Annotated in this window: 28 protein-coding genes; 17 read left to right on the top strand and 11 right to left on the bottom strand. The window is 60.2% G+C overall.

What is annotated here, in order from left to right; genetic code table 11:
* Window positions 1-37: 37 nt before the first annotated feature.
* Complete coding sequence (locus AC1DUY_RS01365) at window positions 38-787, bottom strand: GntR family transcriptional regulator (RefSeq protein ID WP_478111793.1); 750 nt, start codon at window positions 785-787, stop codon at window positions 38-40.
* Window positions 788-922: 135 nt separating this feature from the next.
* Here AC1DUY_RS01365 and AC1DUY_RS01370 point away from each other — a divergent pair, with 135 nt between their 5' ends.
* The 3 genes from AC1DUY_RS01370 to AC1DUY_RS01380 are packed head-to-tail and all read left to right on the top strand — an operon-like array spanning window position 923 to window position 4681.
* Window positions 923-2272 (top strand): class-II fumarase/aspartase family protein, encoded by a 1350-nt coding sequence (locus AC1DUY_RS01370; RefSeq protein ID WP_478111795.1) that lies wholly within the window; start codon window positions 923-925, stop codon window positions 2270-2272.
* A 24-nt stretch (window positions 2273-2296) separates the two neighbouring features.
* Entirely contained in the window at window positions 2297-3283 is a 987-nt protein-coding gene (locus AC1DUY_RS01375; protein WP_439084230.1) for a tripartite tricarboxylate transporter substrate-binding protein, read from the top strand.
* A gap of 9 nt (window positions 3284-3292) precedes the next feature.
* Window positions 3293-4681, top strand: a complete 1389-nt coding sequence (locus AC1DUY_RS01380) for a class II fumarate hydratase (RefSeq protein WP_478111797.1) — start codon at window positions 3293-3295, stop codon at window positions 4679-4681.
* Between the two features lie 9 nt (window positions 4682-4690).
* Here the strand turns inward: AC1DUY_RS01380 and AC1DUY_RS01385 are convergent, their stop codons facing one another.
* Window positions 4691-5920: a lytic murein transglycosylase gene (locus AC1DUY_RS01385; protein WP_478111799.1), complete on the bottom strand. Its 1230-nt coding sequence runs from the start codon at window positions 5918-5920 to the stop codon at window positions 4691-4693.
* 168 nt (window positions 5921-6088) lie between these two features.
* Entirely contained in the window at window positions 6089-6655 is a 567-nt protein-coding gene (gene efp / locus AC1DUY_RS01390) for an elongation factor P (protein ID WP_068736546.1), read from the bottom strand.
* A gap of 138 nt (window positions 6656-6793) precedes the next feature.
* On the opposite strand from efp, the gene epmA reads away from it, so the two are divergent.
* The 3 genes from epmA to AC1DUY_RS01405 are packed head-to-tail and all read left to right on the top strand — an operon-like array spanning window position 6794 to window position 9262.
* Window positions 6794-7846, top strand: coding sequence for an EF-P lysine aminoacylase EpmA (epmA, locus tag AC1DUY_RS01395; protein ID WP_478111801.1), 1053 nt, complete (start codon window positions 6794-6796; stop codon window positions 7844-7846).
* Complete coding sequence (locus AC1DUY_RS01400) at window positions 7843-8943, top strand: lysine-2,3-aminomutase-like protein (RefSeq protein ID WP_478111803.1); 1101 nt, start codon at window positions 7843-7845, stop codon at window positions 8941-8943. The genes epmA and AC1DUY_RS01400 overlap by 4 nt, the downstream gene beginning before the upstream one ends.
* Before the next feature lie 40 nt (window positions 8944-8983).
* Window positions 8984-9262: a hypothetical protein gene (locus AC1DUY_RS01405; RefSeq protein WP_081422013.1), complete on the top strand. Its 279-nt coding sequence runs from the start codon at window positions 8984-8986 to the stop codon at window positions 9260-9262.
* Window positions 9263-9285: 23 nt separating this feature from the next.
* Here AC1DUY_RS01405 and AC1DUY_RS01410 read toward each other — a convergent pair whose 3' ends face one another.
* Together AC1DUY_RS01410 and AC1DUY_RS01415 are read right to left on the bottom strand one after the other, a co-directional pair.
* A complete protein-coding gene (locus tag AC1DUY_RS01410) occupies window positions 9286-9861 on the bottom strand; it encodes an HdeD family acid-resistance protein (protein ID WP_089264182.1) in 576 nt (191 codons plus the stop codon).
* Between the two features lie 123 nt (window positions 9862-9984).
* On the bottom strand, window positions 9985-11010 hold the full coding sequence (locus tag AC1DUY_RS01415) for a PrsW family glutamic-type intramembrane protease (protein ID WP_093758456.1): 1026 nt from the start codon (window positions 11008-11010) through the stop codon (window positions 9985-9987).
* A gap of 156 nt (window positions 11011-11166) precedes the next feature.
* Here AC1DUY_RS01415 and AC1DUY_RS01420 point away from each other — a divergent pair, with 156 nt between their 5' ends.
* The gene (locus tag AC1DUY_RS01420) at window positions 11167-11427 is read left to right on the top strand and encodes a hypothetical protein (RefSeq protein WP_068736902.1); all 261 of its coding nucleotides are present in this window, start codon (window positions 11167-11169) and stop codon (window positions 11425-11427) included.
* Between the two features lie 3 nt (window positions 11428-11430).
* Here AC1DUY_RS01420 and AC1DUY_RS01425 read toward each other — a convergent pair whose 3' ends face one another.
* Window positions 11431-11721, bottom strand: a complete 291-nt coding sequence (locus AC1DUY_RS01425; RefSeq protein ID WP_175368942.1) for a hypothetical protein — start codon at window positions 11719-11721, stop codon at window positions 11431-11433.
* 183 nt (window positions 11722-11904) lie between these two features.
* On the opposite strand from AC1DUY_RS01425, the gene AC1DUY_RS01430 reads away from it, so the two are divergent.
* Window positions 11905-12498, top strand: a complete 594-nt coding sequence (locus tag AC1DUY_RS01430; protein WP_478111807.1) for a DedA family protein — start codon at window positions 11905-11907, stop codon at window positions 12496-12498.
* A gap of 21 nt (window positions 12499-12519) precedes the next feature.
* On the opposite strand, the gene AC1DUY_RS01435 is transcribed toward AC1DUY_RS01430, so the two are convergent.
* Both AC1DUY_RS01435 and AC1DUY_RS01440 read right to left on the bottom strand, forming a co-directional pair.
* Complete coding sequence (locus AC1DUY_RS01435) at window positions 12520-12756, bottom strand: hypothetical protein (protein ID WP_068736536.1); 237 nt, start codon at window positions 12754-12756, stop codon at window positions 12520-12522.
* Between the two features lie 135 nt (window positions 12757-12891).
* Window positions 12892-13443 carry a hypothetical protein gene (locus AC1DUY_RS01440; protein ID WP_309946149.1) on the bottom strand — a complete coding sequence of 184 codons (552 nt, stop codon included), beginning with the start codon at window positions 13441-13443 and terminating at the stop codon, window positions 12892-12894.
* A gap of 212 nt (window positions 13444-13655) precedes the next feature.
* On the opposite strand from AC1DUY_RS01440, the gene AC1DUY_RS01445 reads away from it, so the two are divergent.
* The 4 genes from AC1DUY_RS01445 to AC1DUY_RS01460 all read left to right on the top strand — a co-directional run bounded on the left by AC1DUY_RS01445 (window position 13656) and on the right by AC1DUY_RS01460 (window position 17311).
* Window positions 13656-15089, top strand: a complete 1434-nt coding sequence (locus AC1DUY_RS01445) for a molecular chaperone (RefSeq protein WP_439063934.1) — start codon at window positions 13656-13658, stop codon at window positions 15087-15089.
* A 206-nt stretch (window positions 15090-15295) separates the two neighbouring features.
* Entirely contained in the window at window positions 15296-15937 is a 642-nt protein-coding gene (locus AC1DUY_RS01450; RefSeq protein ID WP_439063933.1) for a DUF5343 domain-containing protein, read from the top strand.
* Entirely contained in the window at window positions 15937-16452 is a 516-nt protein-coding gene (locus AC1DUY_RS01455) for a hypothetical protein (protein WP_439063932.1), read from the top strand. Before AC1DUY_RS01450 ends, AC1DUY_RS01455 begins: the two co-directional genes overlap by 1 nt.
* A gap of 412 nt (window positions 16453-16864) precedes the next feature.
* Window positions 16865-17311, top strand: coding sequence for a hypothetical protein (locus AC1DUY_RS01460; protein ID WP_439058468.1), 447 nt, complete (start codon window positions 16865-16867; stop codon window positions 17309-17311).
* A gap of 81 nt (window positions 17312-17392) precedes the next feature.
* Here AC1DUY_RS01460 and AC1DUY_RS01465 read toward each other — a convergent pair whose 3' ends face one another.
* The 3 genes from AC1DUY_RS01465 to AC1DUY_RS01475 all read right to left on the bottom strand — a co-directional run bounded on the left by AC1DUY_RS01465 (window position 17393) and on the right by AC1DUY_RS01475 (window position 20354).
* Entirely contained in the window at window positions 17393-18247 is an 855-nt protein-coding gene (locus AC1DUY_RS01465) for a metal-dependent phosphohydrolase (RefSeq protein ID WP_439058467.1), read from the bottom strand.
* Between the two features lie 234 nt (window positions 18248-18481).
* On the bottom strand, window positions 18482-19582 hold the full coding sequence (gene cax / locus AC1DUY_RS01470; protein ID WP_439058466.1) for a calcium/proton exchanger: 1101 nt from the start codon (window positions 19580-19582) through the stop codon (window positions 18482-18484).
* A 250-nt stretch (window positions 19583-19832) separates the two neighbouring features.
* Window positions 19833-20354 (bottom strand): GNAT family N-acetyltransferase, encoded by a 522-nt coding sequence (locus AC1DUY_RS01475; RefSeq protein ID WP_439058465.1) that lies wholly within the window; start codon window positions 20352-20354, stop codon window positions 19833-19835.
* 118 nt (window positions 20355-20472) lie between these two features.
* Between AC1DUY_RS01475 and AC1DUY_RS01480 the strand changes: the two genes are divergently transcribed.
* From AC1DUY_RS01480 to fabI, 5 genes are all read left to right on the top strand, one after another.
* Complete coding sequence (locus AC1DUY_RS01480; RefSeq protein ID WP_439060490.1) at window positions 20473-21576, top strand: AI-2E family transporter; 1104 nt, start codon at window positions 20473-20475, stop codon at window positions 21574-21576.
* A 77-nt stretch (window positions 21577-21653) separates the two neighbouring features.
* On the top strand, window positions 21654-23876 hold the full coding sequence (locus tag AC1DUY_RS01485; RefSeq protein WP_439058464.1) for a DUF3141 domain-containing protein: 2223 nt from the start codon (window positions 21654-21656) through the stop codon (window positions 23874-23876).
* A gap of 27 nt (window positions 23877-23903) precedes the next feature.
* A complete protein-coding gene (locus AC1DUY_RS01490; RefSeq protein ID WP_120289498.1) occupies window positions 23904-24866 on the top strand; it encodes a phosphate acetyltransferase in 963 nt (320 codons plus the stop codon).
* A 5-nt stretch (window positions 24867-24871) separates the two neighbouring features.
* Window positions 24872-26086: an acetate/propionate family kinase gene (locus AC1DUY_RS01495; RefSeq protein WP_439058463.1), complete on the top strand. Its 1215-nt coding sequence runs from the start codon at window positions 24872-24874 to the stop codon at window positions 26084-26086.
* Window positions 26083-26874: an enoyl-ACP reductase FabI gene (fabI, locus tag AC1DUY_RS01500; protein WP_439058462.1), complete on the top strand. Its 792-nt coding sequence runs from the start codon at window positions 26083-26085 to the stop codon at window positions 26872-26874. The genes AC1DUY_RS01495 and fabI overlap by 4 nt, the downstream gene beginning before the upstream one ends.
* Window positions 26875-26878: the final 4 nt, after the last annotated feature.

A 26878-nucleotide genomic window follows, 5' to 3' on the forward strand; every position in this document is an offset into this window, starting at 1 on the left:
GCTCTCAACCTGTCGTCTCCCGGCTTGACCGGTGCACTCATCCATTTGTGTCTTGCCGGCGGAGCAGCCTTGTCGAATATCGATACCGGTCCGCCGGATGAATACTGAGCGAGACTTCGGCCAGCTCGTTTGACGCGAACAGATACTGCCGCCGAATCGACAGCGCATGCGCGCCTGTCATTGCCTTCAGTGGTTCCGCCATCGCGTCCGACACGCCAACCGCAGAGATGTCCTGACGGATCTCAACGAACCGTCGTCCCGAGATTTTCTCGACGAGCGTGCCGAAGATTTCGTGATGCCCGCCCATCTTCGCGCGCACTTCGTCGGCGAAGGCACCATCGATATACACGTCCGTCCAGCAGATCGGCGTCTCTGTAACGTCGCCAGGAATCGTGCGCAGACTTGAGATGCACAACCAGCGGCGGCCGGGCCGGCATCCGAGCTGGCTGGCAAGCTCACTGTCCGCGACGATGTCGGTGACACGCTGCACGTGTCGTTCGGTCTCGGTGCCGAACTGCTGCACCGCCTCGATCGTATTGAGTGCCTGCGTAAAGCCATCACCGCCCTTGGCCGGAGAGGCCGCCTCGACGCGCGTGCCCGCATTACGTTTTCGGCTGACAAGACCTGACGCCTGCAGCTCCTGCATCGCCGCGCGCACGGTTGATCGGCTCACGGCGAACTGGTCCGCCAGCTCGAATTCTGTCGGCAGCACTGACCCGACCGGATGCCGTCCGTCTGCGATGGCCTCGGTCAGTGCTCGGGCCACGAACGCGTAACGCTTTTCCACCGTCGTCTCTCGACCCCTAAGTCCCTGATCGCAAGATGGAAGCCTGATTGGCGACCATCTCGTCAAGGAAGGAGATTGACACACGGTTTATGTTCGGACAATTTAATATGTACGAACATAATAAGAGGAAGCGGTATGGGCAGCACGGTTTTCGATTCGGTCCTGTTTCGGGACATGTTCGGCACCGCGGAAATGCGGGCGGTCTTCGCCGACGGAGCCCTGGTCGGCCGCTACATCGAGGCCGAAGTCGCGCTGGCCCGCGCCCAGGCCCGTCTCGGCGTCGTGCCAAAGGAAGCCGCGCAGGCCATCGAGGCCGCCGCCAAATCCATCCGGATCGATTTCGACAAGCTCCGCGCTGAGACCGAAATCGTCGGCTACCCGATCCTGCCGCTGGTTCATCAGCTCTCTGGAGCTGCCGGAGAGGCGGGCCGCTATGTTCACTGGGGCGCGACCACCCAGGACATCATGGACACCGCCAACGTCCTGCAGATACGCGCAGCGCTTGAGATTGTTGCACGCGATCTGCGCGAGGTCCGCGACATTCTGAGCGCGATGGCCCGCAAATATCGCGACACGCCGATGGCTGGGCGCACCCATCTGCAGCAGGCCCTGCCGGTGACCTTCGGCTACAAGGCAGCCGTCTGGCTGTCTTCTATCGATCGCCACATCGAACGCGTCGATCAGGCACTGCCGCGCATCCTGCTCGGCGAGTTCTCCGGCGCCGCGGGGACGCTCGCGTCCGTGGGCGAGGGCGGCCTGGAGATGCAGAAGCTGTTCTGCGAGGAGCTCGGCCTGCATCAGCCCTCGATCACCTGGCATGTCGCCCGCGACGGCATCGCCGAAGCGGTCACGCTGCTCGGTCTGATCACCGGTACGCTCGGCAAGATCGCCACCGACGTGATGCTGTTGTCATCGTCCGAATTCGGCGAAGTGTCTGAGCCTTTCGTGCCCGGTCGCGGCGCGTCATCGACGATGCCGCAAAAGCGTAACGCGATTTCAAGCGAACTGATGCTCGCCGCTGCCAAGGCGGTGCGCCAGCACGTCGCGACCATGCTCGACGGTATGATCCATGACCTGGAACGTGCAACCGGGCCGTGGCACCTCGAATGGGTGTCGTTGCCGGAGAGCTTCCTGCTCACTGCCTCGTCGCTGGCAAATGCCAAATTCATGCTGGCCGGACTCGTGGTTCACGAAAAGCGCATGCTGGAGAATCTGGATCTGACACGCGGCCTTATCGTCGCCGAAGCGGTGATGATGGCAGCGGCGCCGAAACTCGGCCGTCAGCATGCGCATGACGTCGTCTACGACGCCTGCCGCAAGGCGATCGAAGGCGGCGGACAGCTTGCGGATATCCTCGCCGAGGTTCCGGAAATTACCGAAGCGCTTGGCGGCAAGGATGCCATCCGTCGTCACTGCGACCCGGCCAACTATCTCGGCCTCTGCGGTCCGATGGTCGATCGCGTGCTGAGCATGAGCGGACACTGAAACAACACACATAACAGGGGAGGAATTTCGATGACGAAGAACATTTTGACGACCACATTCGTGCTCGCCGGTGCACTGCTGGCCGGCCCAAGCCTGGCGCAGGACTATCCGACCCGTACCATCACCATGAACATGCCGTATTCGGCAGGTGGCCCTGGCGACACCATCGCGCGGCTGCTGGCGCAGGGCATGAGCGGCCCGCTGAAGCAGCAGGTCATCGTCGAGAACACGACGGGTGCCGGCGGCTCCATCGGCAGCGCCAAGGTCGCTGCCTCGCCGCCGGACGGCTACAATCTGCTGCTGATCCATATCAGCCACGCGACCAATCCGGCGCTGTATCCCAAGCTGAAATACGATCCGATCAAAGACTACGAGCCGATCGGTCTCGCTGTCGATCTGCCGTCAGTGTTCGTGGCACGCAAGGATCTCCCGGCCGCCAATCTCGCCGAGCTCATCGCCTGGATGAAGACGAACAAGGAGAAAGTGAACTACGCGCATGCCGGCATCGGCTCGGCTTCGCATCTGTGCGGCCTGCTGCTCAATGCAGCGACCGGTACGCAGCCGACCCAGATCGCCTATCGCGGCGCTGGTCCGGCGATGAACGACATGATGAGCGGGCAGGTCGACGTCATGTGCGACCAGATCGTCAACGTGGTCGGCAATGTCGACGGCGGCACGATCAAGGGCTACGCCGTCACCAGCACCGAGAAGGCGCCGGCTCTGCCAAAACTGCCCACGACAGCCGAAGCCGGTCTGCCGGGCTTTACCTACACCGTCTGGTACGGCCTGTTCGCGCCGAAGGGCACACCCAAGCCGATCATCGACAAACTCGTTGCCGCACTGAACGTGGCGCTGAAGGACGAGACCGTGAAGAGCCGGCTTGCCGGGCTCGGCGTGCAGCCGGTGGCGCCGGAACGGGCGACGCCCGATGCGCTGGCCGCGCACCTGAAATCCGAGATCGACAAATGGACGCCGATCATCAAGGCAGCGGGCGTTGTCGGCGCGCAGTGAGCCAGACTCGTGAGTGACGTCCGCACGGAACATGACTCCTTCGGCACCATCGCGGTGCCGAAGGATCGCTATTGGGGCGCGCAGACCCAACGCGCGCTTGAGGTCTTCCAGGTTAGCGATGAGCGTTTCCCGGTCGCGCTGATCCGTGCATTCGCCCTGCAGAAGATCGCGGCCGTTCGCGCCAATCTGCAACTCGGGACGATCGCGCCGGAGATCGCGGCGCCGATCGAAACAGCGGCACTGGAACTTCAGCAGGGCCGTTTCGACGAACATTTCCCGTTGCCGATCTGGCAGACGGGCTCCGGCACCCAGACCAACATGAACGCCAACGAGGTGATCGCGAACCGCGCCAATGAATTGCTGGGCCAGCCGCTCGGGACCAAATCGCCCGTTCATCCCAACGATCACGTTAATTGCTCACAGTCATCGAACGACAGCTTTCCGACCGTGATGCATGTGGCAACGGCGCTGGAGTTGCGCGGGCGCTTGCTCCCGGCCTTAAAGACGCTACGCGATGATCTTCGCGCCAAGGCGGACGCGTTCTCCGACGTCGTGAAGATCGGACGCACGCATCTGATGGATGCCGTGCCGATGACCATGGGGCAGGCATTCGATGCCTTCGCCCGCCAGATCGGCCATGCGATCGACCGCATCGAAGCCGTCTTCCCGCGCCTGCTGATGCTGCCCCAGGGCGGCACGGCCGTCGGCTCGGGGCTCAATGCGCCAAAGGGATTCGACAGCGCCTTTTGCGAGCACCTGAACGCACTGACCGGCGTTACGTTCGTCCCGAACCCGAGCAAGTTCGAAGGCATGGGCGCGCATGACGCGCTTGTCGAAGTGTCCGGCGCGCTCAATGGCCTTGCCGTCACGCTGCTGAAGATCGCGAACGACGTGCGCTTCCTCGGTTCGGGTCCGCGCTGCGGGTTCGGTGAGCTTGTCATCCCGCATGACGGGCTGACATCGTCGATCATGCCTGGCAAACGCAACCCGACGATCGCTGAGATGCTTGTGCAGGTCTGTTTTCAGGTGACGGGCAACAACGCCGTCGTCACCGCAGCCAGCGCATCCGGCAATTTCGAGCTCAACGTTGCCAAGCCGGTCATCATTTACAACGTCTTGCAGTCGATCCGCATCCTCGCCGATGGCATTGATGTCTTTACGTCCCGATTGATCCGCGATCTCGACGTCGATCGGCGACAGCTCGCCGCGAATGTCGCCAACGCGCCGCTGCTCGCGACAGCGCTCAATCCGGTGATCGGCTACGACAAGGTCGCGCTCATCACAGCCAAGGCGCTGGACGAGTCCATCACACCGCGCGAAGCTGCGATCGCACTCGGACTGCTCTCGGGTGAAGACTATGATCGTTACGTCGATCCGCAGCGGATGGCGGGGATTTGACGGAGCGGCTCAGCCGCCTTGCCGCAACCGCGCGAGCACCTTCAGCCCGCCATAGCCATCCGCCGGCAGCAGACCCATCTTCGTTTGATAGTCCTTCACCGCTTTCATCGTGTCGTTGCCGACGCGGCCATCCGTGCCGCCGGTATCAAAACCGGCGCGGGTGAGGCGGGTCTGCACTTCCTGCACTTCGGCAAGGGTCAGCGCGCGTTCCGAACCGGGGAATGGTTGGATGAAAGGCGGTGCGCCGAGAATGCGATCGCCGAGATGGCAGATTGCCAGCGCGTAGTTCATCGACGGATTGTAGCTGCGCACGGCGTAGAAGCCCTGACCGAGCAGGAAGGCCGGCCCGCCTTGCACGGGTACCCAGAGTTTGGCATTGGCATTCGGCTGCGGGAAAGGCTGGCCGTCGGCACGCGTGACCCCTGCAGCGGACCATGCGGCAAAACTGCGATTGCTATCCGATGATGACGCGCCGTTCGCACGGACCTCATAGCCCCAGTGCTCGCCGCGCGGATATTTGCCGCGATTGACGAGGAAGCGTGCGCTGGAGCCGAGTGCATCATCGGGCTTGCCGAACGGCGAGACGCGGCCGTCGCGGTCATAGTCGATGCCGACATTGAGCCAGACCTCGGGCATCCACTGCGTATGACCCATCGCGCCAGCCCATGAGCCGCGCATTTCGTCCGGCGTGCCCCAGCCCTTGTCGACGATCTTCAATGCGTTGATCAGTTCGGTTTCCCAATAGGCGCGGCGGCGCGGTTCGTTCCATGCGAGCGCTGCGAGTGATGGAAACACCGGACGCATATGGTTCTGCTGCACGATGGGATCGCCATAGGCGGACTCGACGCCCCACAGCGCCAGCAATGTGCCGCGCTCGACGCCGAAGTCGCGCTCGATGCGGTCGAACACGCCGTCATACTTGCGCAGCGCGTCCTTGCCGGCGGCGATGCGCCAGTCGGAGGCGCGGCGATTGATGTATTGCCAGAGCTGCTCGTGAAATTCCGGCTGCTTCTGCATCTTGGTGAACACGGACATGTCCGGCTCGATACGACCCATCACGCGCGAATAGGTCGCGTCGGAGACGCCTTTGGCAATTGCCTTTGCACGAAAGCCGTCGCGCCACGCGTCGAAGCCCGCGGGCGCCGCAAAGGCGGTCCCGGGTAGGGCCAGCAGCGCGCCGGCACCCAGGCCGGAGCGGAGCAGGCTGCGTCGGTCGATCAGGGAATCGCGTGCGGTCATGCGCCACTGTAGCCGCATGATTTGCGCCATGGCAGGGGCAATGCGTCGCGGCGCGTCAACGCAATCAATGGATTGATATCATGTATAAAAAAGACCGCCGGAAGCCATTTTCGGGCGTCCGGCGGTCTTGCGAAAAACTTGCGGCAGTCTTGCGACAGCCGGGATCCTTTAGTCCTTGGCGCGTTCGATGTACGAGCCGTCCTCGATCAGCACCACGATGCGTGTGCCGGTACCAACATGCGGGGGCACGTTGGTGCGGACGCCGTTGGACAGCATGGCAGGCTTGTAGGACGACGACGCGGTCTGGCCTTTGGTCACCGGCTCGGTATCGACGACTTCGAGGGTCGCGCGCTGCGGCATCTGGATCGCCACCGGAACCAGACCATGCAGCGACAGCTTTACGGTCATGTTCTCCTGCAGATAGGGCTCGGCATCGCCGATGACGTCCTTCTGCACCTGAACCTGGTCGTAATTGTCGTTGTTCATGAAATGGAAGCCGTCGGCATCCTTGTAGAGGTAATTGAAGTTCTGGTCTTCAATCGTCGCCTTTTCCACCTGGTCAGTGGTCTTGTAGCGCTCCGAGATCTTCACACCGTCGCTGATTCGGCGCATTTCGATCTGGCTGACCGGGGTTCCCTTGCCGGGGTGGATGTTCTCCGCGGACAGAACCACGTAGAGCTTGCCTTCCTGCTCGATGACGTTGCCCTTGCGAATAGAACTGGCGATGACTTTCACAGATATGTTTCCTAGATTTCAGGCCCGGGACCGATCCGGACGTGTGTGTCCTGTGGCCAGCGAAGCGGTTTCGGGGGGCAACATACTGATTTCACGCGGCGATGCCAGCGTTTTGCAACCCAAAAGGGCCGTTTGCCGATGACTGGAACCGACCGTCCGTCGCCCTGGTGGAGCCCGGCGCGACATCAGGACCGCCGGGGCTTCCTGCTGGCGCGGGGAGCGATCACGAAGGGTATCCGGACGTGGTTCGAGGCTCAGGGCTTCATGGAGGTCGAGACTGGCGTCCTGCAGGTCTCGCCGGGCAATGAAACCCATCTGCATACGCCAAAGACGACATTGATCGACCGCGACGGCGAGCGGTTCTCGCGGTATTTACGAACATCGCCGGAATTCGCCTGCAAGAAGCTGCTGGCGGCGGGGGAGACGAAAATCTTCGAATTCGCCCGGGTGTTTCGCGACCGCGAGCGCGGCGACAAGCACCTGCCTGAATTCACGATGCTCGAATGGTACCGTGCCGAGGAGAGCTATGAGGCTGTGATCGTCGATTGCGTGGCGATCATTGCATGCGCGGCGCAGGCAACAGGCATCAAGCAGTTCACGTTTCGCGGTCAGGTTGCCGATCCGTTTGCCGAGCCGGAGATGTTGACCGTGGCAGCAGCGTTCACACGCTTTGCGGATATCGATCTGCTTGCAAGCATCGATGGCTCCGAGGGCGATCGCGCTAAGCTGGCGGCTGCTGCAACTGGCAAGGTACGGATCAGCGATGACGATACCTGGTCGGATATTTTCAGCAAGATTCTCGTCGAACATGTCGAGCCGCATCTCGGGCAGGGACGGATGACCGCGCTGTTTGAATACCCGTCGCCGGAAGCGGCATTGGCGCGCACCAAAGAAGGTGACCGACGCGTGGCCGAACGCTTCGAGGTCTATGCCTGCGGTGTTGAACTGGCCAATGGCTTCGGCGAGCTGACCGATGCCGATGAGCAGCGCCGACGCTTCACGGAAGCGATGGACGAAAAAGAGCGTCGCTATGGCGAGCGCTATCCGCTCGATGAGGAGTTTCTTGAAGCCGTGGCGGCAATGCCGGCAGCATCCGGCGTAGCACTCGGCTTCGACCGGCTGGTGATGCTGGCCTCGGGCGCGACGCGGATCGATCAGGTGGTGTGGACGCCGCCGGCAGGTGCGTCATGAACAGTCACGTGAAAGTTGCGACGACCCTGCGGCAAGCCAGCGACCTCATCGAAAACGGTCTCGCGCCAGCCTCGACGCTGGCCGATCTGGAGAAAGTCGCCGCGCGTTATGCAGTCGCGGTGACGCCGGCCGTAGCCGCACTGATCGACAGCAGCGATCCCGACGATCCGATCGCGCGCCAGTACATTCCGAGTGTGGATGAACTGAACGCGCAGCCCGAAGAGAACGCTGATCCGATCGGTGATCACGCCCACGCGCCCATCGACGGCATCGTGCATCGCTATCCCGACCGTGTGCTGTTCAAGCTGGTACATGTCTGCGCGGTGTATTGCCGGTTCTGTTTCCGCCGCGAGATGGTGGGGCCGGGCAAGGAGACCGCGCTGTCACCCGACGCCTATTCAGCGGCGCTGGATTATATCCGCAGCCATGACGAGATCTGGGAGGTAATCCTCACCGGCGGCGATCCCCTGATGCTGTCGCCGCGGCGATTGAGCGAAATCATGGCGGATCTCGCTGATATCCCGCATGTGAAGATCATTCGATTGCATACGCGGGTCCCCGTGGCCGATCCCGGCCGCGTGAGTGCGGAAATGGTGGATGCATTGAAAGTCACGGGTGCAAGTACTTGGGTGGCCCTGCATGCCAATCATCCGCGTGAGCTGACGGATGCTGCACGTGCGTCGTGCGCGCTGATGGTAGATGCCGGCATTCCCATGGTCAGCCAGTCCGTGCTGCTGCGCGGCGTCAATGACGATGCCGCGACGCTGACGGCACTGATGCGCGGTTTCGTCGAGTGCCGCATCAAGCCCTATTATCTGCATCACGGCGACCTCGCGCCTGGCACCGCACATTTGCGCACCAGCATCGCGGAGGGACAGGCCTTAATGCGCGCCATTCGAGGCAATGTTTCCGGATTGTGCCAGCCGGATTATGTGCTCGATATTCCCGGCGGTTATGGCAAGGCGCCGATCGGTCCCGAATATTTGTCTGAGAATTCTTCAATCAGCCTCAAGCCTGACGGTGAAGCTTCTGCGGAATCGGTCTATCGTGTTGTGGATTACTGCGGCGACGTTCATATCTATCCACCGAAGCCGTAGCGATCGGCTTACACGCGCCACCTGGTGTCGGAGACAAAAAATGAAAACATTGTTCGTGATGACGGCAGGCCTGTTCGTTCTCGGCCATTCGCTGGCTCTGGCGCAGGATTCGTCCCGCAACCTGCCACCCAAGGGCCTGCGCTCGCAGCCGACCACACAGACCAACAGCGGCGGTGCTCTGCCAGAGGCTCCCGTCGGCCATCGCCAGCCGCGCCCGGGCGATCTCCCACCGGAGACCGGCAAGAACGATCCGTCCCGCATCGACGCGCAGGATCGCGAACTTGATCGTATGATCAAGAATATCTGCAAGGGCTGCTGAGTCCCTGCAGACAGTTGGCGGGGTCAGGCCTTCTTGCGGGCGGCCATCGCCAAGCCGATCAGCGAAGCGCCGCCGATCACCAGATTGATGCCGACCATCAAGCCGATGGCCCAGGCTGCCGTGCCGGGCAGGCCCGAGATGATGATGAAGGCGATCACGATATCCATCAGGCCGGAGAAGGCCATCCAGCTCCAGCGCTCCGACAATTCCTTGCGATGCTGGAGCGCGTACATGATGGTCGCTACGCCCTCGGCGAGGAAATAGACGCCAACCACGAATGTCAGTGTCAGCGTGCTTTCGGCCGGGCGCGTAAGCAGAATGATGCCGGCGCCGATGCCGAGGATTGCTGAAATCAGCGACCAGATGAAGCCCGGCGTCTGACGCGCCCAGAAGGTCATCAGCAGCGCGGCGACGCCCGAGATGAAGAACATCCAGCCCAGCATGACGGTGACGGCGATGCTGGCCACCTGCGGCACGATCATCGCGGCGAAGCCGAGGATCACCAGCACGATGCCCTCGATTAGAAATGCCTTCCAATGCGCGCGCACGGCGTCGCTCATCTTCGATTGCAGCTCGGCGAGGTTGGGCGGCATGGTCATGGCGGCAATGTCCTGATCGGGCCGGCAGCATGCTGGCCGTAGCTTGCATTTATCCGCTCACACGCGGAAGCGTGCAAGTTTGTTGATCGGGAATAGCTCGAATGTCGCGTGAGGTCTTGAACGTTACGACTGCGCGGTCATGGCTGGCGCGGCCGTGCGCATGCGGTTACGCCCGAGAATATAGGCTGTCGTCGTCAGCACCAGCAGCACGGCGCCGATGGCGATGGATGCCAGACCGAGTGGGATCAGCACCATGGTGACGTTGCGCGCCGGGTTCGTAAACCAGTGATGAATCGAGGTCAGCAAAAAGGCTGTGCCGGCAAAGCCCGCGCCGCCGCCGGCGACCAGCAGCGCCCACATGCCGCGCAACTGGCTGAGCCGCTCGCGTGACACCTCGGTATGTGGCGCATGATGCGCGCCGATCCGCCGGACCAGCCGCGCCGCCAGCGCAATCGTGCCGAAGCCGATCACCACGCCGGCGGCCTCCAGCACGCGGCGCATCACGCCGACGATTTCCGGATGTCGCTGCAGCGTCAGCAAAGGAAGATCGAAACAGGCATGCAGCGTCACTGGCGCGAGAACAATGAGCATGGGCGTGCGAATGAAGGCCCAGCCGTCGCGGCGATGGGCGCCGAGCGCGCGGCCGGAGCGGGTGATGGCGATATAGGCGCCGGCGATGACGCCGAGCGCGCCGTGAAACGGCACGGTCAGTACGCTGCGCAGCACCGCGAGCGTCCGCCACATCTCGGGATATTGCAGGAGATAGACGAGATTCTCGTAGGCGGCGAAGCCGAGGCCGGCGGCGGCGCCATAAACCACCGTGTCCATTGGATCGGCCGTCCGGGCGCGCTGGGTGGACACCGCGATGATGACGAAGATCTTCACGATCTCCTCCGGCGCGGCGACACCAAACACAGCGTGGAGCACCATGGCCAGGGTCGGGTTGTCCGTAAGACCCGGAATTGCCGCGAACAGCGCGCGGGCATAGCCGAGCAGGGAGATGCTGGCGGCCCCCAGCAGGAATGACGCCCAGACCAACCCGGGCGGCCCCGGCCGTTCATCGGCAGCAATCACCAGCCACAGCAACAGCAGAGCTGGTGCCACGGCGGCGATACCGATCACGGTGGGGAGCGATTCGAGCAGGTTCATGGAACTTAATTATAGACGGCCGGGCAGACCGGAAAGAGTGACTCTTGCGGGAGCCGCCTGCGACAAAAGAGAAGCGAGCGGGCCCGGGCCACGGCCGGAACCAATCAGTGTTCGGTCGATTGGGCTGACACAGCTCATACTGCACGGGAAATGACCATGGCCGACGACGCAAAGACACCCCCCTACATCTACGAAGGCGTCGAGCCCGTGCCTGAGGCCAGGTCGACAATCACAGAAACGATCACGGATGTGAAAGAGGCGGTGACCGAGACCGCGCACCGCATCGGCGGTGCCATCGAGTCCGGCAAGAAGCCAGGCATGCCCTTGAGCATCCTGGCCAATGTTGCGCGTGAAGCGCCGCTGGGGTCGCTGCTGGTTGCTTTTCTGCTCGGCGTCGCCGTGGCGCGCCGGCGCTAGGCGTCAGCGAATCCGGGCCGGCACCAGATTGACCGGCTTCGTGGTCCGTAGCGATGCCGGCTGATAGGCCGAGGCAGGCGCAAAGACCGACTTGCAGCCATCGCTTAGCTGAGACTTGTTGCGGATCATGCAAGCCGTGACGCGATCGACATCCGGGATTTCCGAACTGCACAGTCGCATCGCATCGCCCGTGCAAAGCTGTTCCTGTTCGGCGCTGTAGGCGTGGCAGACGGTGGTCAGCATGCCGAATGCAAGAACGGTGGCGGCGGCGAGCTTGGCGGTGGTGAATGTCATCGTGTGTCCCTCGATCTTGTGTCCATCCGTGCGCCGATCGGCGCGTCGTTGGAGCAATGGGATAGAGGGCGTTCGCTTCAGGCAGTTTGCGCGGCGGCGAGGAAACGGTTTCTTCGACCGCGGTTTTGTTTCATTGCTGGTGATGGACGAAACACAGCGCGCCGGTTCGGAATCTCCTCCCTGATGGACATCATTCAGAAAATCTCGGCGCTGATCGCGGCGCAAGCCGATTGGGCTGGACCGCTTGGCTTCGTCATCGCCTTCTTCGGATGTCTGGTCGGCTCCAGTTTTGTCGTTCCGGCTGCGGCCATCGTGACGGCGACCGGCGTGCTGATCGGCGCCGGCGTGGTATCCTGGACTTTCGTCCTCTGGGCCATCGGCGGTGCGGTGCTCGGCATGAGCGTGTCCTATGAGCTCGGCAAACGGTGCGGGCCGAGGCTGCTGGAGATGCGGATGCTCCAATCGCGTCAGCAACTGGTGGCGCGGGTGCGTGGGCTATTCGAGCGCTACGGCATCGCGGCGATCATGGTCGGTTATCATATCGGGCCGGCGCGCGCGCTGGTCACCAGCGTCGCGGGCATTACCGGCATGCCGCGTCTGAAGTTCGAAACCGCCAGTATCGTATCGGCAATGGTCTGGATCGTCGATCACGCCTTGATCGGCGTCATCCCCGGCACACTCATCGACGCCGACAGTCCATGGTTGCTCCCGGTGACATTGGGAGCGCCGGTCGTCGTGATCGTCCTTACCGTGTTGTTGCTGCGCAAGGCGTTCTAGCCACAGCGCCAACGCGTCGCATCACGCCGCCTTCGAGATCTTCTTCTTGAGATGTCCGGTGTCGTGATCGCGGCGGAGCTGACTGAGCGACGTGTCGTTGAGCTTCGGCAGCACTTCGCTGAGCGTGAGCGTGTCGGGATGCCCGGCTGCGAAAAATTTGCCGTAGATCTTGCGGAGTGTTGCCAGTGTAGTGCTGCCGTATTTCTCGGTCATCGCGCTGTCGTGCGCGTGAAGGTGATCGCCGCCGTCATGCTTCATGTCTCGCTCCCTGCCGGTATCGCATGATCTCGCACCTTGAGCAGTGCAGATTGCGTTCGGCCAGACAGACTAGGCGCGGTGCTGTGGAGAGCACAAGCAGTTCACGTGTGCTCGGGAGCAATCGCGCGGGATGGCTTAGCCGCGCGCCCCGGGGCGCTTGCGCTGCACAACGATCTTCATCTTCTGACGGCCCTTGCTTGCCGCGGCGCGGGAGCGTGAGCGGCGCGGCTGCTCACGCGCGGCAGGCTTGTCGTCAGTTGCCGAGGTGCTGGCAAAAGACTGCCGGAGAGTGTCGAGCGTGGAGGTGAGAGCACCGACCTGTTCGTTGAGCTTGCGCGCTTCGTTCTGCTGCGCCGTCATCAGACGCTGCATAGTCTGCAACTGATCCTGCACGACCTGGAGTTGGTCGATGGACTGTTGCTGGGTGGCCTCGATGCCCTTGGTCTTTTCGATCAGCTGTTCGGACGCTTGCGCCACACGGGCCTGTTGCAGGCGCGATGCGGTGAGCCGCTCCGGCTCCGGCGTTGCGCCGCTGTAGCTGCGCCACGTGAATATGCCGCCGATGCCGATCACGACCAGAAACAGGGCCGCAGCCGCAACCATGATCGGCTGCTGGCTAATGCGCCAGGTGTGACTGGGTTCGGACGCGTAACTGTGCTGGGAAGCGCTCGGCATGATTTCGACCATGAAGCTCGAAGTCCTATGGCGTGTGATCGTTCCAATCCGCGACAAAACCATCCAGAACGCGTGAATTTCGGGAGGTTCGCGGCCAAGTTCAACGAAAATAAGGCTCGGGTGGCAATAACGTGGCCTGACCCAGGGCAGTGCGCGAATGGCGCTCCCTAGCAGTGCCAGCGAGGTTGTGCATAACATCTTGAATTAACGAATAAAAGCGCGAATTGTTTGACATTTTTTGGGTCTTCGTCGACAAAAACGTCCAACAAAACGTCCAACATGGGGCAGGGATGGGCGAGCATCTAACTAAGCGCAATGGGACTTGGCACTTCGTGCGCCGGGTGCCGGAAGAGTTTTCAAGTTGTGACAAACGCGGCATCGTGAAGCTTTCCACAAAGGTGCGCATTGCTCGAGACAGGCATGGACGGCGGGCCTCCCTGATCGCCGATCGGATGAATCTGGACCTCGAAGCCTACTGGCAGAAGTGCGCCGCCGGTGAAGCTGGCAGAGCGGCTACGGACCACGCCGAAGCGATTCGGCGGGCGCGGATCCTCGACCTTTCATATCGCCCCGCTGCGGCCGTGGCATTGGAAGCGCCGGCCGAGCTGAAGCGACGCATCGAAACCCTGGCCGAGGGCGACCGGCTGCATGATCCCGCGACGCGCGCGGCCGTGCTCGGTGGTGTCACTGAGCCGCTTATCAAGCTTTCGACCCTGTTCGCCGAATTCGAGGCGGCCACGGCAACCGAGCGGATGAACTATTCACCGAAGCAGCTCAAGAAATGGAAGGCCGGCAAAGAGCGCGCCATCGAGATCCTGATCGAGGTGGTGACCGATAAGGCCCTGCAAGAAATGACCCGCGACGATGCTCTCAAGTATCGCGATTACTGGCAGGCCCGCGCCGTGAAGCGTCAAGTTGCCATCGGCACCGCAAACAAGAACATCACTCATATTCAGCGCATGGTTCGAACCGTCAGCCAGCGGCATCGCCTGGACAAGGAGAGCCTGTTCGCTGGCCTGCGTCTCAGCGGGGGTGAGCGCGGGCAACGCAAGCCGTTCGAGACGGCGTTCATCGTCAACACGATCCTGCGGCCGGGCGGCTTCGACGCGCTGAACGACCAGGCGACGGCCGCAGTGCACATCCTGATCAATACCGGCGCGCGACCCTGCGAGGTGTTGAACCTGCTGCCGGCGAATATCGTGCTCGATGCTAATATCCCCTATATCCGGGTAGTGCCCGACGGCCGCGTACTGAAAACGGAATCGTCGGAGCGGGACATTCCGCTGGTCGGCATTGCTCTCGAAGCGATGCGGCGCTTTCCGAAGGGCTTCGGGCGCTACTTTGACAACGAGGACAGTTTTTCGGCGGCGGTGAATAAGCACATGAAGAAGCATGGCATGAAGCCGTCGCCGCGCCATTCGGTCTATTCGTTCCGTCACAGCTTCAAGGATCGGCTGCGTGCGCTAGAATGCCCGGACGAACTGACGGACGAACTGATGGGGCATTCGAGCGGTAAGCCGCAATATGGAGTTGGGCACGGACTGGTGCTTAAGCTAAAGTATCTGCAGATGATCGCGTTGGGCCCCGCCGAAGCAACGAATAGTGATCGAGCTAACCGCGCTCTGACCAGTCCCACCTACGGGGCATTCAGCATCTAAAGCGGTGTTTGACGGATTTTTCCCTCGCGGACTACTTTACGCGTGCAGCGATAGTTCGAGCGGCGCATTGCAAAACTCGATTCGTTGGAAGTCCAGCGCAATCGGTTTTTGAGCGTACCGATGTGTGCATAGCGCGCATAAGAAGCGATGCGCCTTGCGACTCACCTACTGGTTGTCGCTCCTAAGGTCTTTCATAGGAGCACAATGTGGCCGCCTCTTATCCCTACACCCCCGTAACCGCGAAGCTGAAAACTTTGCTGCAGAAGGTGCGGTCGACTGGCACCCCGCAGAAACTCACCGCTGCTCACCTCAAAACATTGGGCTTCTCGTCGAGCAACGACGCGTCGATGATCGGCGTGTTCAAGTTTATCGGCTTTGTCGACGGAAGCGGTGTGCCGACGCCTCTCTGGAGTGAGTATCGCGGACAGGCTCCGCGGAAGGTGCTTGGCAGAGCGATTCGCCAAGGATATGCGGAGCTTTTCAGTCTGTATCCAAACGCGCAGTCGATCTCTGTTGCCGATTTGACCAGTGTTTTCGCGACCAGCTCGACGGGCGGGGAGCAGGTCATCAGCAAAACTGTAACGACGTTTAAAACATTGGTTGACGAAGCCGACTTCGACGACGTGGTCGGAGAAACTTCCTTGCCAGCCAGCACTTTGCACGCGCCGGCAACTGGAGCTGCCATGGCTCCCACGCTGCCACCGCAACTGGCACCTGGCGCCGGCCCGGAGGTGCATATCGACATCCAGATTCACATCTCGCCGGAGTCGTCCGCCGATCAGATTGAAAAAATCTTTGAGAGCATGGCAAAGCACCTTTATGGCAAGCGCTCTAGTGGTGACTCCTGATGTCACTCAAGAATCTTTTCGCGGTCGCAAAGGCCATCCAGGAGGATGTTGATGTTGAACTAGGACCTCCCGAGGAAGGCCTCGTGCCGAACTCACATCATGTTATTATGAGCAGCTTAACGCGCGGCTCGCGCAGCTACATCGTTTCGATCGCCAACCAGATTAACGGGGCTTATGAGAACGGTTGGTACGATGCCTGCGCAGTGATGATCAGGCGCTTTGTCGAGACTCTTTTGATCGAGACATTCGAGAGGCACGGTGCCGCACAAAAAATTAAGCTGTCCGGCAGCGGGGACTACATGTTCCTTCGAGACATGATCAACGTGACCTTGACAGAGACCGCTTGGAACCCCAGCCGCAACTTAAAGGCCGCGTTGCCAAGGCTTAAGGACGTCGGCGACAAGTCGGCGCATAACCGCTATTTCGTGGCCAGGCGTGGCGACATCCAGCCCTTGCTGGGTGATATCAGGACGGTGGTTCAGGAGTTGATGCTGCAGAGTGGACTGAAGCACTGAACTGTCCTGAATTGCGCGCCAACACTCTGCATCGCCAAATTCTATTTAGACACTGCACTCACATGGTATTTCAATGCCCGATAGTTCGATCAATACTATATCGACGTTCCGCGCGCTGAGAACGGCAGTGATATTCTCTCCAGTTAAGCTCAAAGCAATCGCCGCCGGACTATCGCTGTTAGCGTTTGTATTTGCTATTCTTGCGGGCGCAGAGTTCGCAATGATCCCACGTCGAATGGCTATTGTGAGTTAAAATTTCCAAAGTGGATGAGATGTGTCGTTGCGAACCACGAGAATTTAGCCGGCGGATTGATTGGGCCGCGGGCACCTTGTTCGCAGGGTGGCTTGCCTGGACGGCAGTCCAGACGCAGATGACCGAGCGCGAGAACGCGCGCAGGCTGACCGAATTGAAGTGGAAGAGCTGCTCAGTTTTGACGTCGATAATATTGCGGAAGCCCTCGGTGCAATCTGGAAAGTGCTCGAGGCCATCTACGACGAGCAAGCACCGGAGGATAACCAAAAGCGCTTGCAGGCTGTTAAGAATGGCCTCAGTTATGTGACGGAGAATAGTTGGATCGAAACAACGAAAGCCATGGTCGACGTCTTAGGGTGGAACCGGCGCCGTCTTTACGCCGGTCTCCTCAACTCCCTAATCGAACTGCAGGCCTTTCAGGAGATCACGGTTGATGAGATCTCCGGGGAAATAACGAGCGCGGTGGCGCAAGCTGCCGGCGCTTGTGAACTACTGTATCCTAATTGTTCTGACTATTTCGAGGGGCGCTTCCGTCGGAGTCCGAAAGGCTACTCGTGGGGAGATGCGGTTCTTATGTCTGCTCATCTTCCAGAAGACGAACATTAGTTTTTCGCTGTACTCGCAGGATGGTCCGGCGCCATTTAAGCCCCGAATTCATCACCCCGGCGTAGGGGAGTAAGTCAGTGTTCATCTCTGCGGCCCCGATAGGTTCACCTCACGCTCAGCCCGAAAAACATTGCTGTGCAGGCTGGCGATCCACTGTCGGCCGCTAGAGGTGACATTGAGGTACCGGATCGCAAGCTGGATCTGTGGTGCAACGTTAGTCCAGTAGAACTGAGGAAACTTATAGACGATGTCGGCTGGCGTTGCATAACCAAGCACTTTGTTTAGTCCGATCTCCTCGAACTCATGGAATAGGGAATTTGATTTCCTGATGTAATTGGGATCGCCGAGCTGACCGATCAGATCCGCAGCACGCAACAGCAATCCTTCTTCCTCATCGAGGTCATCACCTCCTCCGTTTGTTGCATCGATGTAGGGAAAGCGCGTGTATTCGATGGCCCGGGCAATCCGGGCGGCGTCGACTTCCTCCACAGCATGGAGCCGCTCAATCACAAAGAGCTTTGAGCGGTCGACATGGTAGGGCGCGAGCGCGGCATCGGAGGATCCAACCGGCAATGCAATTTTGCGCCCAGTAAGGTCCGCAACATAAGCGCCGTCTTCATCGCCTTGGATAATGCCCCGCACATATCCAATGTCATGGGTTAGGCAGGCCATAATAAAGTTCGCATAGTCGGTTGCGGTGGTGGTACGTTGCAGGGCACGCCCAGCCAGGATGTCGTTCCCGACCAGCGTAACCAGCATGGTATGTTCGATATTGTGATAGAGTGCGTCACTATTCCCGATGCACTCCAATGCCAGCCTAGCTGCAAAGGGCAGCAATTTTGTCAGATCGGAATGCGAGGAGCGGAAGCGGTCTTCGGTTTCCCGCGCGAGAAAAGAGCCAAGGGCTTGCGCCGTCAGTTGAGGAATTGTGATCATCTCGGCTCCCTATCTTGCCTCGTTGTTGTTGCACCATGATCGCCGCGTCCCCAGCGGTATCCTTCAACTTCAGCATCGTCAAAACCCTGAGTGCCTGCGGATTTCAACGGATGTTGCTAGCGAGAGTCCCCTGAGAGTTGATTTCAATCAATGCTCTGCAAGCCAGAATCCCGAAGCGTTGATGTCAAATAGAGCTGAGCGCTAGCGGCCCGCTGTCCCCAGCGAGCGCGTACTTCACCCCGCCCCTTGGCCCGTCGGCGGGACTACATACAGCGTCAGTGCAAAAACTGCATAAATGAAGATGAGCAGGGCGCCGACGAACCAGGCCGAGCGGCCGCTGCTCGTAATGAAGCTCGCTGTCACGGTCGCAATCATGACCATGGTGACGGCGCCGGGCCAGAATTGCAGGCTCATCGGCATTGGTCCGACGACATAGCTGAGTAGCACCAGGGCGGGGGCGACGAAGAGAGCAATCTGGGAGGCGCTGCCAAGCGCGATGCTGACACTCATGTCGAGGCGGTCCTTGCGTGCCGCAGAAAAGGCAACGGCAAACTCGGCGGCGGCGCCGACCATTGAGACAATGATAAAGCCAACGAAGGCCGGGCTCATTCCAAACGTTGCTGCGGCCTTCTGCACCGACTCGACAAAAATCTCACTCACAAGTGCAACCAGCACAGTGACAACAAGCAGTGTGCCCACCGCAAGGGCAATTGGCCAATGTTCCTCGCCTTCGCTATGCGCGGCGCCTGCGAACAATTCCTTGTGGGTCTTCAGCGAGAATAGCAGGCCGAGTGCGTAAGCAATGATGAGCAGGATGGCGAGGCCGATGCTGAGCTTCTGCATGACGGTCTCACCCTGCACAAGATCCAGGTCGGCGACTGCGGATGGGGCAAGCAGGGCGACGGTCGCCATGAGTAGAAGACCGGAGTAGAGCCGCGCGCCGGAGCGATTATATTCCTGGACATGGTAGCGCAGGCCGCCGAGGAGCAGACAGGCACCGAGCATGAAGAGGGCATTGGTGACAATCGCACCAGCAATTGACGCCTTCACCAGCATGTACTGGCCGGCACGTAGCGCGGTGATCGCAATGATCAGCTCCGTTAAGTTGCCCAGCGTCGCATTGAGCAATCCGCCGACGGCATCACCGGTCTTGGCGGCAACCGCTTCGGTCGCGTGGCTGAGCAGGGCGGCCAGAGGCACGATGGCGAGAACCGAAAGCATGAACAGCAGCGTATGGGAATGCGGCGCTATTGCTTCCGTGACAAGTACGGCAGGCACGAAGATCAACATCCAAAGCAGCGGTGTGTGCTGAATTTGCTTGAGCAGGGGTTTCATGGCGGCGCCATCTCCATATCGAATGCGACGGCGGAAACTCCGATCCCATCGCCGGACCGGTATTGATCTAGCTCAACAAGACCCCGAAGCTGGAAGAACGCGAACGCACTTCGACCGCTCTTCACCACATCCCCTACAAAATGCCGGCGTTGCGTCAGAAGCCGTCGGGAGGGCCGGATTTCTTCTGATGGCGCGAGGGCTATGCACATCATCAGTATCTAGATGCGTTAGGATTTGCCGACCTTGGATCTTAAGTGAGTGTGAGCATCAGGCTGACGATCTGCGGATCTTTCCTCGGGGCTGCCTTGAAGCCGAACCTGGTGAAAATCTTTCGCATCGCAGTGTTCTCGGGCAGAACTTCTGCGGTCAATTCTTTTAGCCCGGCATCGCGCCCGAGATTGATGAGGTGGCGCATGAGGATCGAACCCACTCCGCGCCCTTGCCAGCCATCGACGACCATAAACGCCATTTCGGCCCGATCTGGCTCCGAGACGATATATCGGCAACCGCCCATCAGGATATTGTGGCCGGTTTCCTCGAGCCGCGCGATCAGTGCGACATGGTTCTCAAAGTCGACGTCCATGAAGAAAGCGCGCTCCTTGTCTGAGAAATGGCGCTTCATGACGAAAAAGCGCCGCTGCAGCGACTGCACGCTGGCCTGCGCTAGCGCGGCGAGCATATCGGGCTCGTCTTCGGGGCGAAGCGCCAGGATATTCACCAGGCGGCCATCGCGTAACTGCTCTTGCGCGGCGTAGGTGGCGGCATCGGACATGGGAACTCCGCTGGCTGGTCGGGTACACTAGTTCGGACCAGTGCCAAGCAAACTGCGGCCGACGGACGGGTGCTTGATCTGGATCAAGACCGCGGGCGAGTGCAACGGCAACGCTCGTATGACCTGCACAAATCAAGGCGCGTCCGTGAGAACCATCCGTCAATTTCTATCCGGAGACGTCATCATCCAGCTTGTAGTCCGGCTGGGACTGCTGGCTTTGCTGGTGACCTGGACATTTATAGTGATCCGTCCCTTCGTGCCAATTCTGGCCTGGAGCGGTGTCCTTGCAGTCGCCTTCTACCCTGCTTTCAACTGGCTGGCCAAATTGCTGGGCGGTCGTCCAAAGACCGCCGCAGTCATCCTCACCATCGTCAATCTTGCAGTGGTCGTCGGGCCGGCGACCTGGCTAGGCTTGAGCGCAGTGGAGGGGGTGAGACAACTCGCCGGTGAACTGACCGCCGGGAATTTAGCCATTCCGTCACCGCCCGAACAGGTCAAGGAATGGCGGATTGTCGGGCCTAAGCTCTACGAATTCTGGGGGCGGGCATCCAGTAATGTCCGGGCGGTCTTGCGTGAGGTTGCACCGTATTTGAAGCCCTTGGCGGGGACGATGCTCACACTTGCGGGCAGCGCCGGTGTCGGGACGCTCAAATTTCTCCTGTCTGTTCTTATAGCCGGCTTTCTCTTTCCCTACGGTCTTCAACTGGTCTCGGGCGGGAGGCGCCTTCTGTCACTTATCGTCCATGAGCAAAGCGAACATTTGCTGGATTTGGCGGGGGCGACAATCCGCGCCGTCTCGCAAGGCGTGATCGGCGTCGCGGTCGTGCAGGCCCTGCTGGCGGGCATAGGCTTCAAGATGGCCGGCATCCCCAACGCCGGCCTTCTGGCCTTCGCGGTCATGTTGCTGACCATTGTTCAGATCGGCGCAGCAATCGTCCTCTTTCCCGTGATCATCTGGATCTGGATGGACAAGGATTTCACCACAGCGCTGCTTTTGACATTATTCCTCACCGCCGTCGGCATTCTCGACAACATATTGAAACCGCTCGTGATGGGGCGCGGGCTCACGACACCGACGATCGTCATCTTCATCGGAGTCATCGGCGGAACGCTCGCGCACGGAATTGTCGGCCTCTTTATCGGGCCAATTGTTCTCTCGGTTGCCTGGGAGTTGATCGCCGCATGGATGCGTGAGGATCGTTCCCAACCCGCGCCGAACTGACTTAGACCCTTGACCTAGATCAACGTTGCGGGCCGGGAAGCCCCTTGAATGAGCTTGCGCGACGATGAGGCCAGAACATGTCGATGGAAACGCCAAACCTGCCAGGCGGCCCCATGTCCGGGCTTGTTGCCTCGGCAGTGGAGTACATGGTCGATGCGGGGCAGCGGAGCATGCTGTTCCTGGACGTCATGCGCCAACGCGGCGATCAGTATCGTGAGCACGTCGCGCAGACAGCGCCGCATGTATTGCAATATGCAGCCGAATTGATCATCGATGGTCGCGAACTGATCGAACCCGTCAACTATGCACTGGTCCGCATCGTTCCGCCAGACGACGTCGAAATCGATATCGAGCGGCGCCCCTTCATCGTGATCGATCCTCGTGCTGGTCACGGTCCGGGAATCGGCGGATTCAAGGCTGACAGTGAGATCGGCGTAGCGATGAGAGCGGGGCACTCCTGCTATTTCATCGGCTTTCTCCCCGAACCTATGCCGGGACAGACCATCGAGCGCATTGCGCGCGCCGAGGCGCAGTTCATCGAGAAGGTCATCAGCCTGCATCCCAAGGCCGACGGCAAGCCCTGCGTCATCGGCAATTGCCAGGCCGGTTGGGCCGTCATGATCCTGGCGTCACTGCGACCCGAGCTATTCGGGCCTCTGATCATTGCAGGGGCTCCGTTGGCTTATTGGGAAGGCGTGCACGGCAAATACCCGATGCGTTATTCGGGTGGCCTCATGGGCGGCAGTTGGCTCACCGCAATGACCAGTGATCTCGGTGCGGGAAAATTCGATGGCGCGTGGCTGGTGCAGAACTTCGAGAGTCAGAACCCTTCGAACACACTGTGGACCAAGCAGTATAACGTCTACTCCAATATTGATACCGAGGCGGATCGCTATCTCGAGTTCGAGCGCTGGTGGGGCGGGCACGTCAATCTGAACGCCGAAGAAATCCAGTTCATCGTCGACGAGCTTTTCATCGGCAACAATCTTGCCGCGGGCAAGGTCGAGATGTCAGACGGACAAAAGGTGGACTTGCGCAACATCAGGTCGCCGATCCTGGTGTTCTGTTCCGAGGGTGACAACGTTACGCCGCCGCAACAAGCGCTGAATTGGATACTGGATTGCTATGCTGATGTGGATGAGATCAGGGCGTATGGGCAGACGATTGTCTATACCGTTCACCAAAGCATCGGCCATCTCGGCATTTTCGTTTCCGGTGGCGTCGCCAAGAAGGAACACGCCGAATTTTCTAGCAATATCGATCTCATAGATGTGCTGCCACCTGGTCTCTACGAAGCGACCTTCGAGGCGAAGGGCGAGGAGACCACGAACTCCGACCTTGTCGTAGGCCAATGGGTGATGCGCTGCGAGGCGCGGACGCTCGATGATATCAGGGCCATGGGTGGCAATTCGCCTGAGGACGAGCGGCGTTTCGCTGCGGCCAAGCGCGTCTCTGAGATGAATCTCGCAGCCTACCAAAAATTTGTTCAACCCTGGCTTAAGAACGCAGTGACGCCGCAGATGGCGGAGATGATGCGTAATTTGCACCCGTTACGACTGCAATATGAAGCCTTCAGCAGCAAAAATCCGTGGATGAGCGCCGTAAAGTCCGCAGCCGAAGGCATTGAGGATAACCGTAAACCGGTCTCGAAGAACAATCCCTTCCTGGCATTCCAGGAGCAGATGGGAGAGCAAATCGTTCATCTGCTGGATAGCTGGCGTGACTCTCAGGAGGCGCTGAGCGAAGCCATGTTCCTCAACATCTATGGTTCACCGGCGTTGCAGGCGGCCGTCGGCATTGATCCGAAGTCCGAGCCGTCGCGTCGTCGGGAGATGTCGGATGAACACCGCGTGATGCTCGACAAGAGGATCGCTGAGTTAAAATCGAAGATTTCCCAAGGGGGCTTACGCGAAGCGACCTTGCGCTCATTGCTCTATGTGGGTTCTGCGCGGGGAATGGTCGATGAGCGAAGTATCGAGGCACTGCGTCAGGTTCGGAGCGATCACGCTGGAGCACGACTGACGCTGCCTGAGTTCAAGATGTTGGTGCGTGAGCAGTTCTTTATGTTGTTGCTCGATTCTGAAGGGGCGCTGGCCGCTATTCCGAAGTTGTTGCCCGCGGACGGTGCTCAAAAGCGATCGGCCTTCACGGCAATGCGTGAGATTTTGTCCGCCAGCGGTGACATCGCTGGTGAACGCGCGAGCCGCTGGGCGCGGATCGCCGGGTTGTTCGGCGTCGACGCCGCAGAGGCGGGGGCGTCAAACGTTGCCGCGTTCGACCCTGAGGCACGAGCGTCGTAAAGAAATTTCAAACGGGGGAGCAACATCATGTCAACCGACGCAAGCCAGGCACAATCTCCCAGTAAATATGATCGATTGATCGCGTTGGCGCAGGCCGTGCCGCCGGTTTCAACCGTCGTCGTGCATCCTTGCGACGAAACATCACTACGCGGAGCTGTCGACAGTGCGAAGGCCGGCATCATTCGGCCAATCCTGGTCGGTCCCGAGCAGAAGATCAGGGACACCGCAGACAAGGGCGGATTTGACATCACGGGCTTTGAAATCGTCGATGCCGCGCATAGTGAGGACGCTGCTGCCAAAGGCGTCGAATTGATCCACGCAGCCAAAGGCGAAATGCTGATGAAGGGCAGCCTGCACACCGACGAGCTGATGCGCGCGGTGACGGCAAAGGCGGGCGGCTTACGCACCGACCGGCGCATCAGCCATGTCTTCGTGATGGATGTGCCGGCCTATACCGAGACCATTTTCGTCACAGATGCTGCGATCAACATCTTCCCGGACCTTGGTGCCAAGCGAGACATCATCCAGAACGCCATCGATCTCTACAATCAGGCCGGGTTCGGCCAGTCTCCTCGCGTGGCGATCCTGTCTGCGGTTGAAACCGTTACCGCCACGATTCCTTCGACGATCGATGCGGCAGCGCTGTGCAAAATGGCCGACCGAGGTCAGATCACCGGGGGATTGCTCGACGGACCGCTGGCATTCGACAACGCCATCGATGTTGAGGCGGCGCGGATCAAGGGTATCAAGTCCGAGGTCGCAGGCCGCGCGCAGATACTGGTTGTTCCTAACCTTGAGGCTGGCAACATGTTGGCAAAGAACCTGGCGTATTTCGCCAAGGCCGATGGTGCGGGAATTGTGCTGGGTGCCCGAGTGCCTGTTGTGTTGACGTCACGAGCCGACACGGCACGCGCGCGGATGGCGTCCTGCGCTATCGCGTCGCTCTATGCGCATGCCAGGCGTCAACGCGCGCCAACGGTCGCTGGGTGATAGCCATGGACACAATCCTTGTCGTCAATGCTGGCTCGTCGAGCGTCAAGTTTCAGGTCTTTTCGGTCGAGGGAGAGGGGAACTTACACAGGCGGATCAAGGGCCAGATTGATGGAATCGGCAGTCGTCCGCGGTTACGTGCGAACGGGCCTAATGCTGAGCCGATGGCCGATCGTGTCTATCCGATCGAGGCCGTGGCTGACGTGCCAGCTGCGATGTCTGTCGCCGGCGCCTGGCTCCGCGAAGAACTCAATATCAACCCCGTCGCCGTCGGCCATCGCGTCGTCCATGGCGGGCCGGATTATGCAAATCCGGTGTTGATTGATCACGGCGTCGTGGGGCGCCTGGAGCGATATGTTTCGCTGGCCCCGCTACACCAGCCGCATAACCTGGCGCCGATCAAAACGATCCTGAACAACTTCCCGGCTCTGCCGCAGGTCGCCTGTTTCGACACCGCCTTTCATCGCGATCACAACGCTCTCGCGGATCACTATGCGATTCCGTACGAGCTCCATGCCGAGGGCATCAGGCGCTACGGCTTCCACGGCTTATCGTACGAATATATCGCCAAGCGCCTGCCGCAGGTTGCGCCCGACGTCGCAGGCGGACGCGTGATCGTCGCCCACCTCGGCAGTGGTGCCTCGATGGGTGCGATCAAGAATGGAAAGAGTGTCGAGAGTACAATGGGCTTTACGGCGCTCGATGGGCTCGCGATGGGAACGCGTGTCGGTCAGCTCGATCCGGGAGTCGTTCTGTATTTGATTGCAGAGAAAGGCATGTCGGTATCGAAAGTGCAGGATTTTCTCTATCGGGACTGCGGCCTGAAGGGGCTATCTGGCGTCAGCAACGACATGCGTGAACTTGAAAGCAGCGGGGATCCGCGCGCGGCGTTTGCGATCGACTACTTCGTCTATCGAGTGGGGCTGCACGCCGGCATGCTCGCTGCCGCGTTGCAGGGTCTCGACGCCTTCGTGTTCACGGCTGGGATCGGTGAGAACTCGGCATCGATCCGGGCGCGCATTGTCGAGAGGCTTGCCTGGCTCGGCGTCGTGCTTGATCCGGCAGAGAATGCTGGACACGCAAGCAGGATATCGCGATTCGATAGCCGTATTCCCGTCTATGTCATTCCTACCGACGAAGAGCTGATGATTGCGCAGCATACGCTATCGTTGTTGATGAATCTGAAAACGCACGATCAGAAACATGAAAGAGTGTCATGAAGATTCCGGTATATCCAGAGACCAGTATCGCGTTGAAAGGCAAGAAGGGGCTCATCGTCGGTATAGCCAACGACCAGTCTATAGCTTGGGGCTGCGCCAAGGCCTTTCGGGCGCTTGGCGCCGACGTTGCCGTTACATATCTGAACGAAAAGGCCAGGAAGCACGTCGAGCCGCTCGCGGAGGCGCTGGAGTCTCCAATCTTCATGCCGCTTGATGTGATGGTTGAAGGCGAAACCGAGAAGGTGTTTGAGCGGATCGGCAAGGAATGGGGGCAACTCGACTTTCTTTTGCACTCCATTGCTTTCTCGCCCAAGAATGCGTTGCATGGCCGTGTGGTTGACGTTGATCGTGAGGGCTTTCAGAAGACCATGGACGTTTCGTGCTGGTCGTTTATGCGGATGGCGCACCTGGCGGAGCCGCTCATGAAGAACGGTGGCACGCTGTTCACCATGACCTATTATGGCAGTCAGATGGTGGTGAAGAACTACAATGTCATGGGTGTCGCGAAAGCGGCTCTCGAGGCCGCAGTGCGTTATATCGCGGCCGAACTCGGTCCAAAAGGCATTCGCGTGCATGCGATTTCGCCCGGGCCTCTGGCAACGCGCGCTGCGTCCGGCATTCCGGAGTTCGACGAACTGATGGACAAGGCGCAGTCGCAAGCGCCGTCGCGCAGTCTTGTCAGCATTGACGATGTGGGGAGGGCGACTGCATTCCTCGCGCTCGACGGTGCCAAGCTGATCACTGGAAGTGTGCTCTACGTCGATGGTGGCTACCACATTATCGATTAACGTG

This window comes from Tardiphaga sp. P4_G1, from assembly GCF_056401215.1.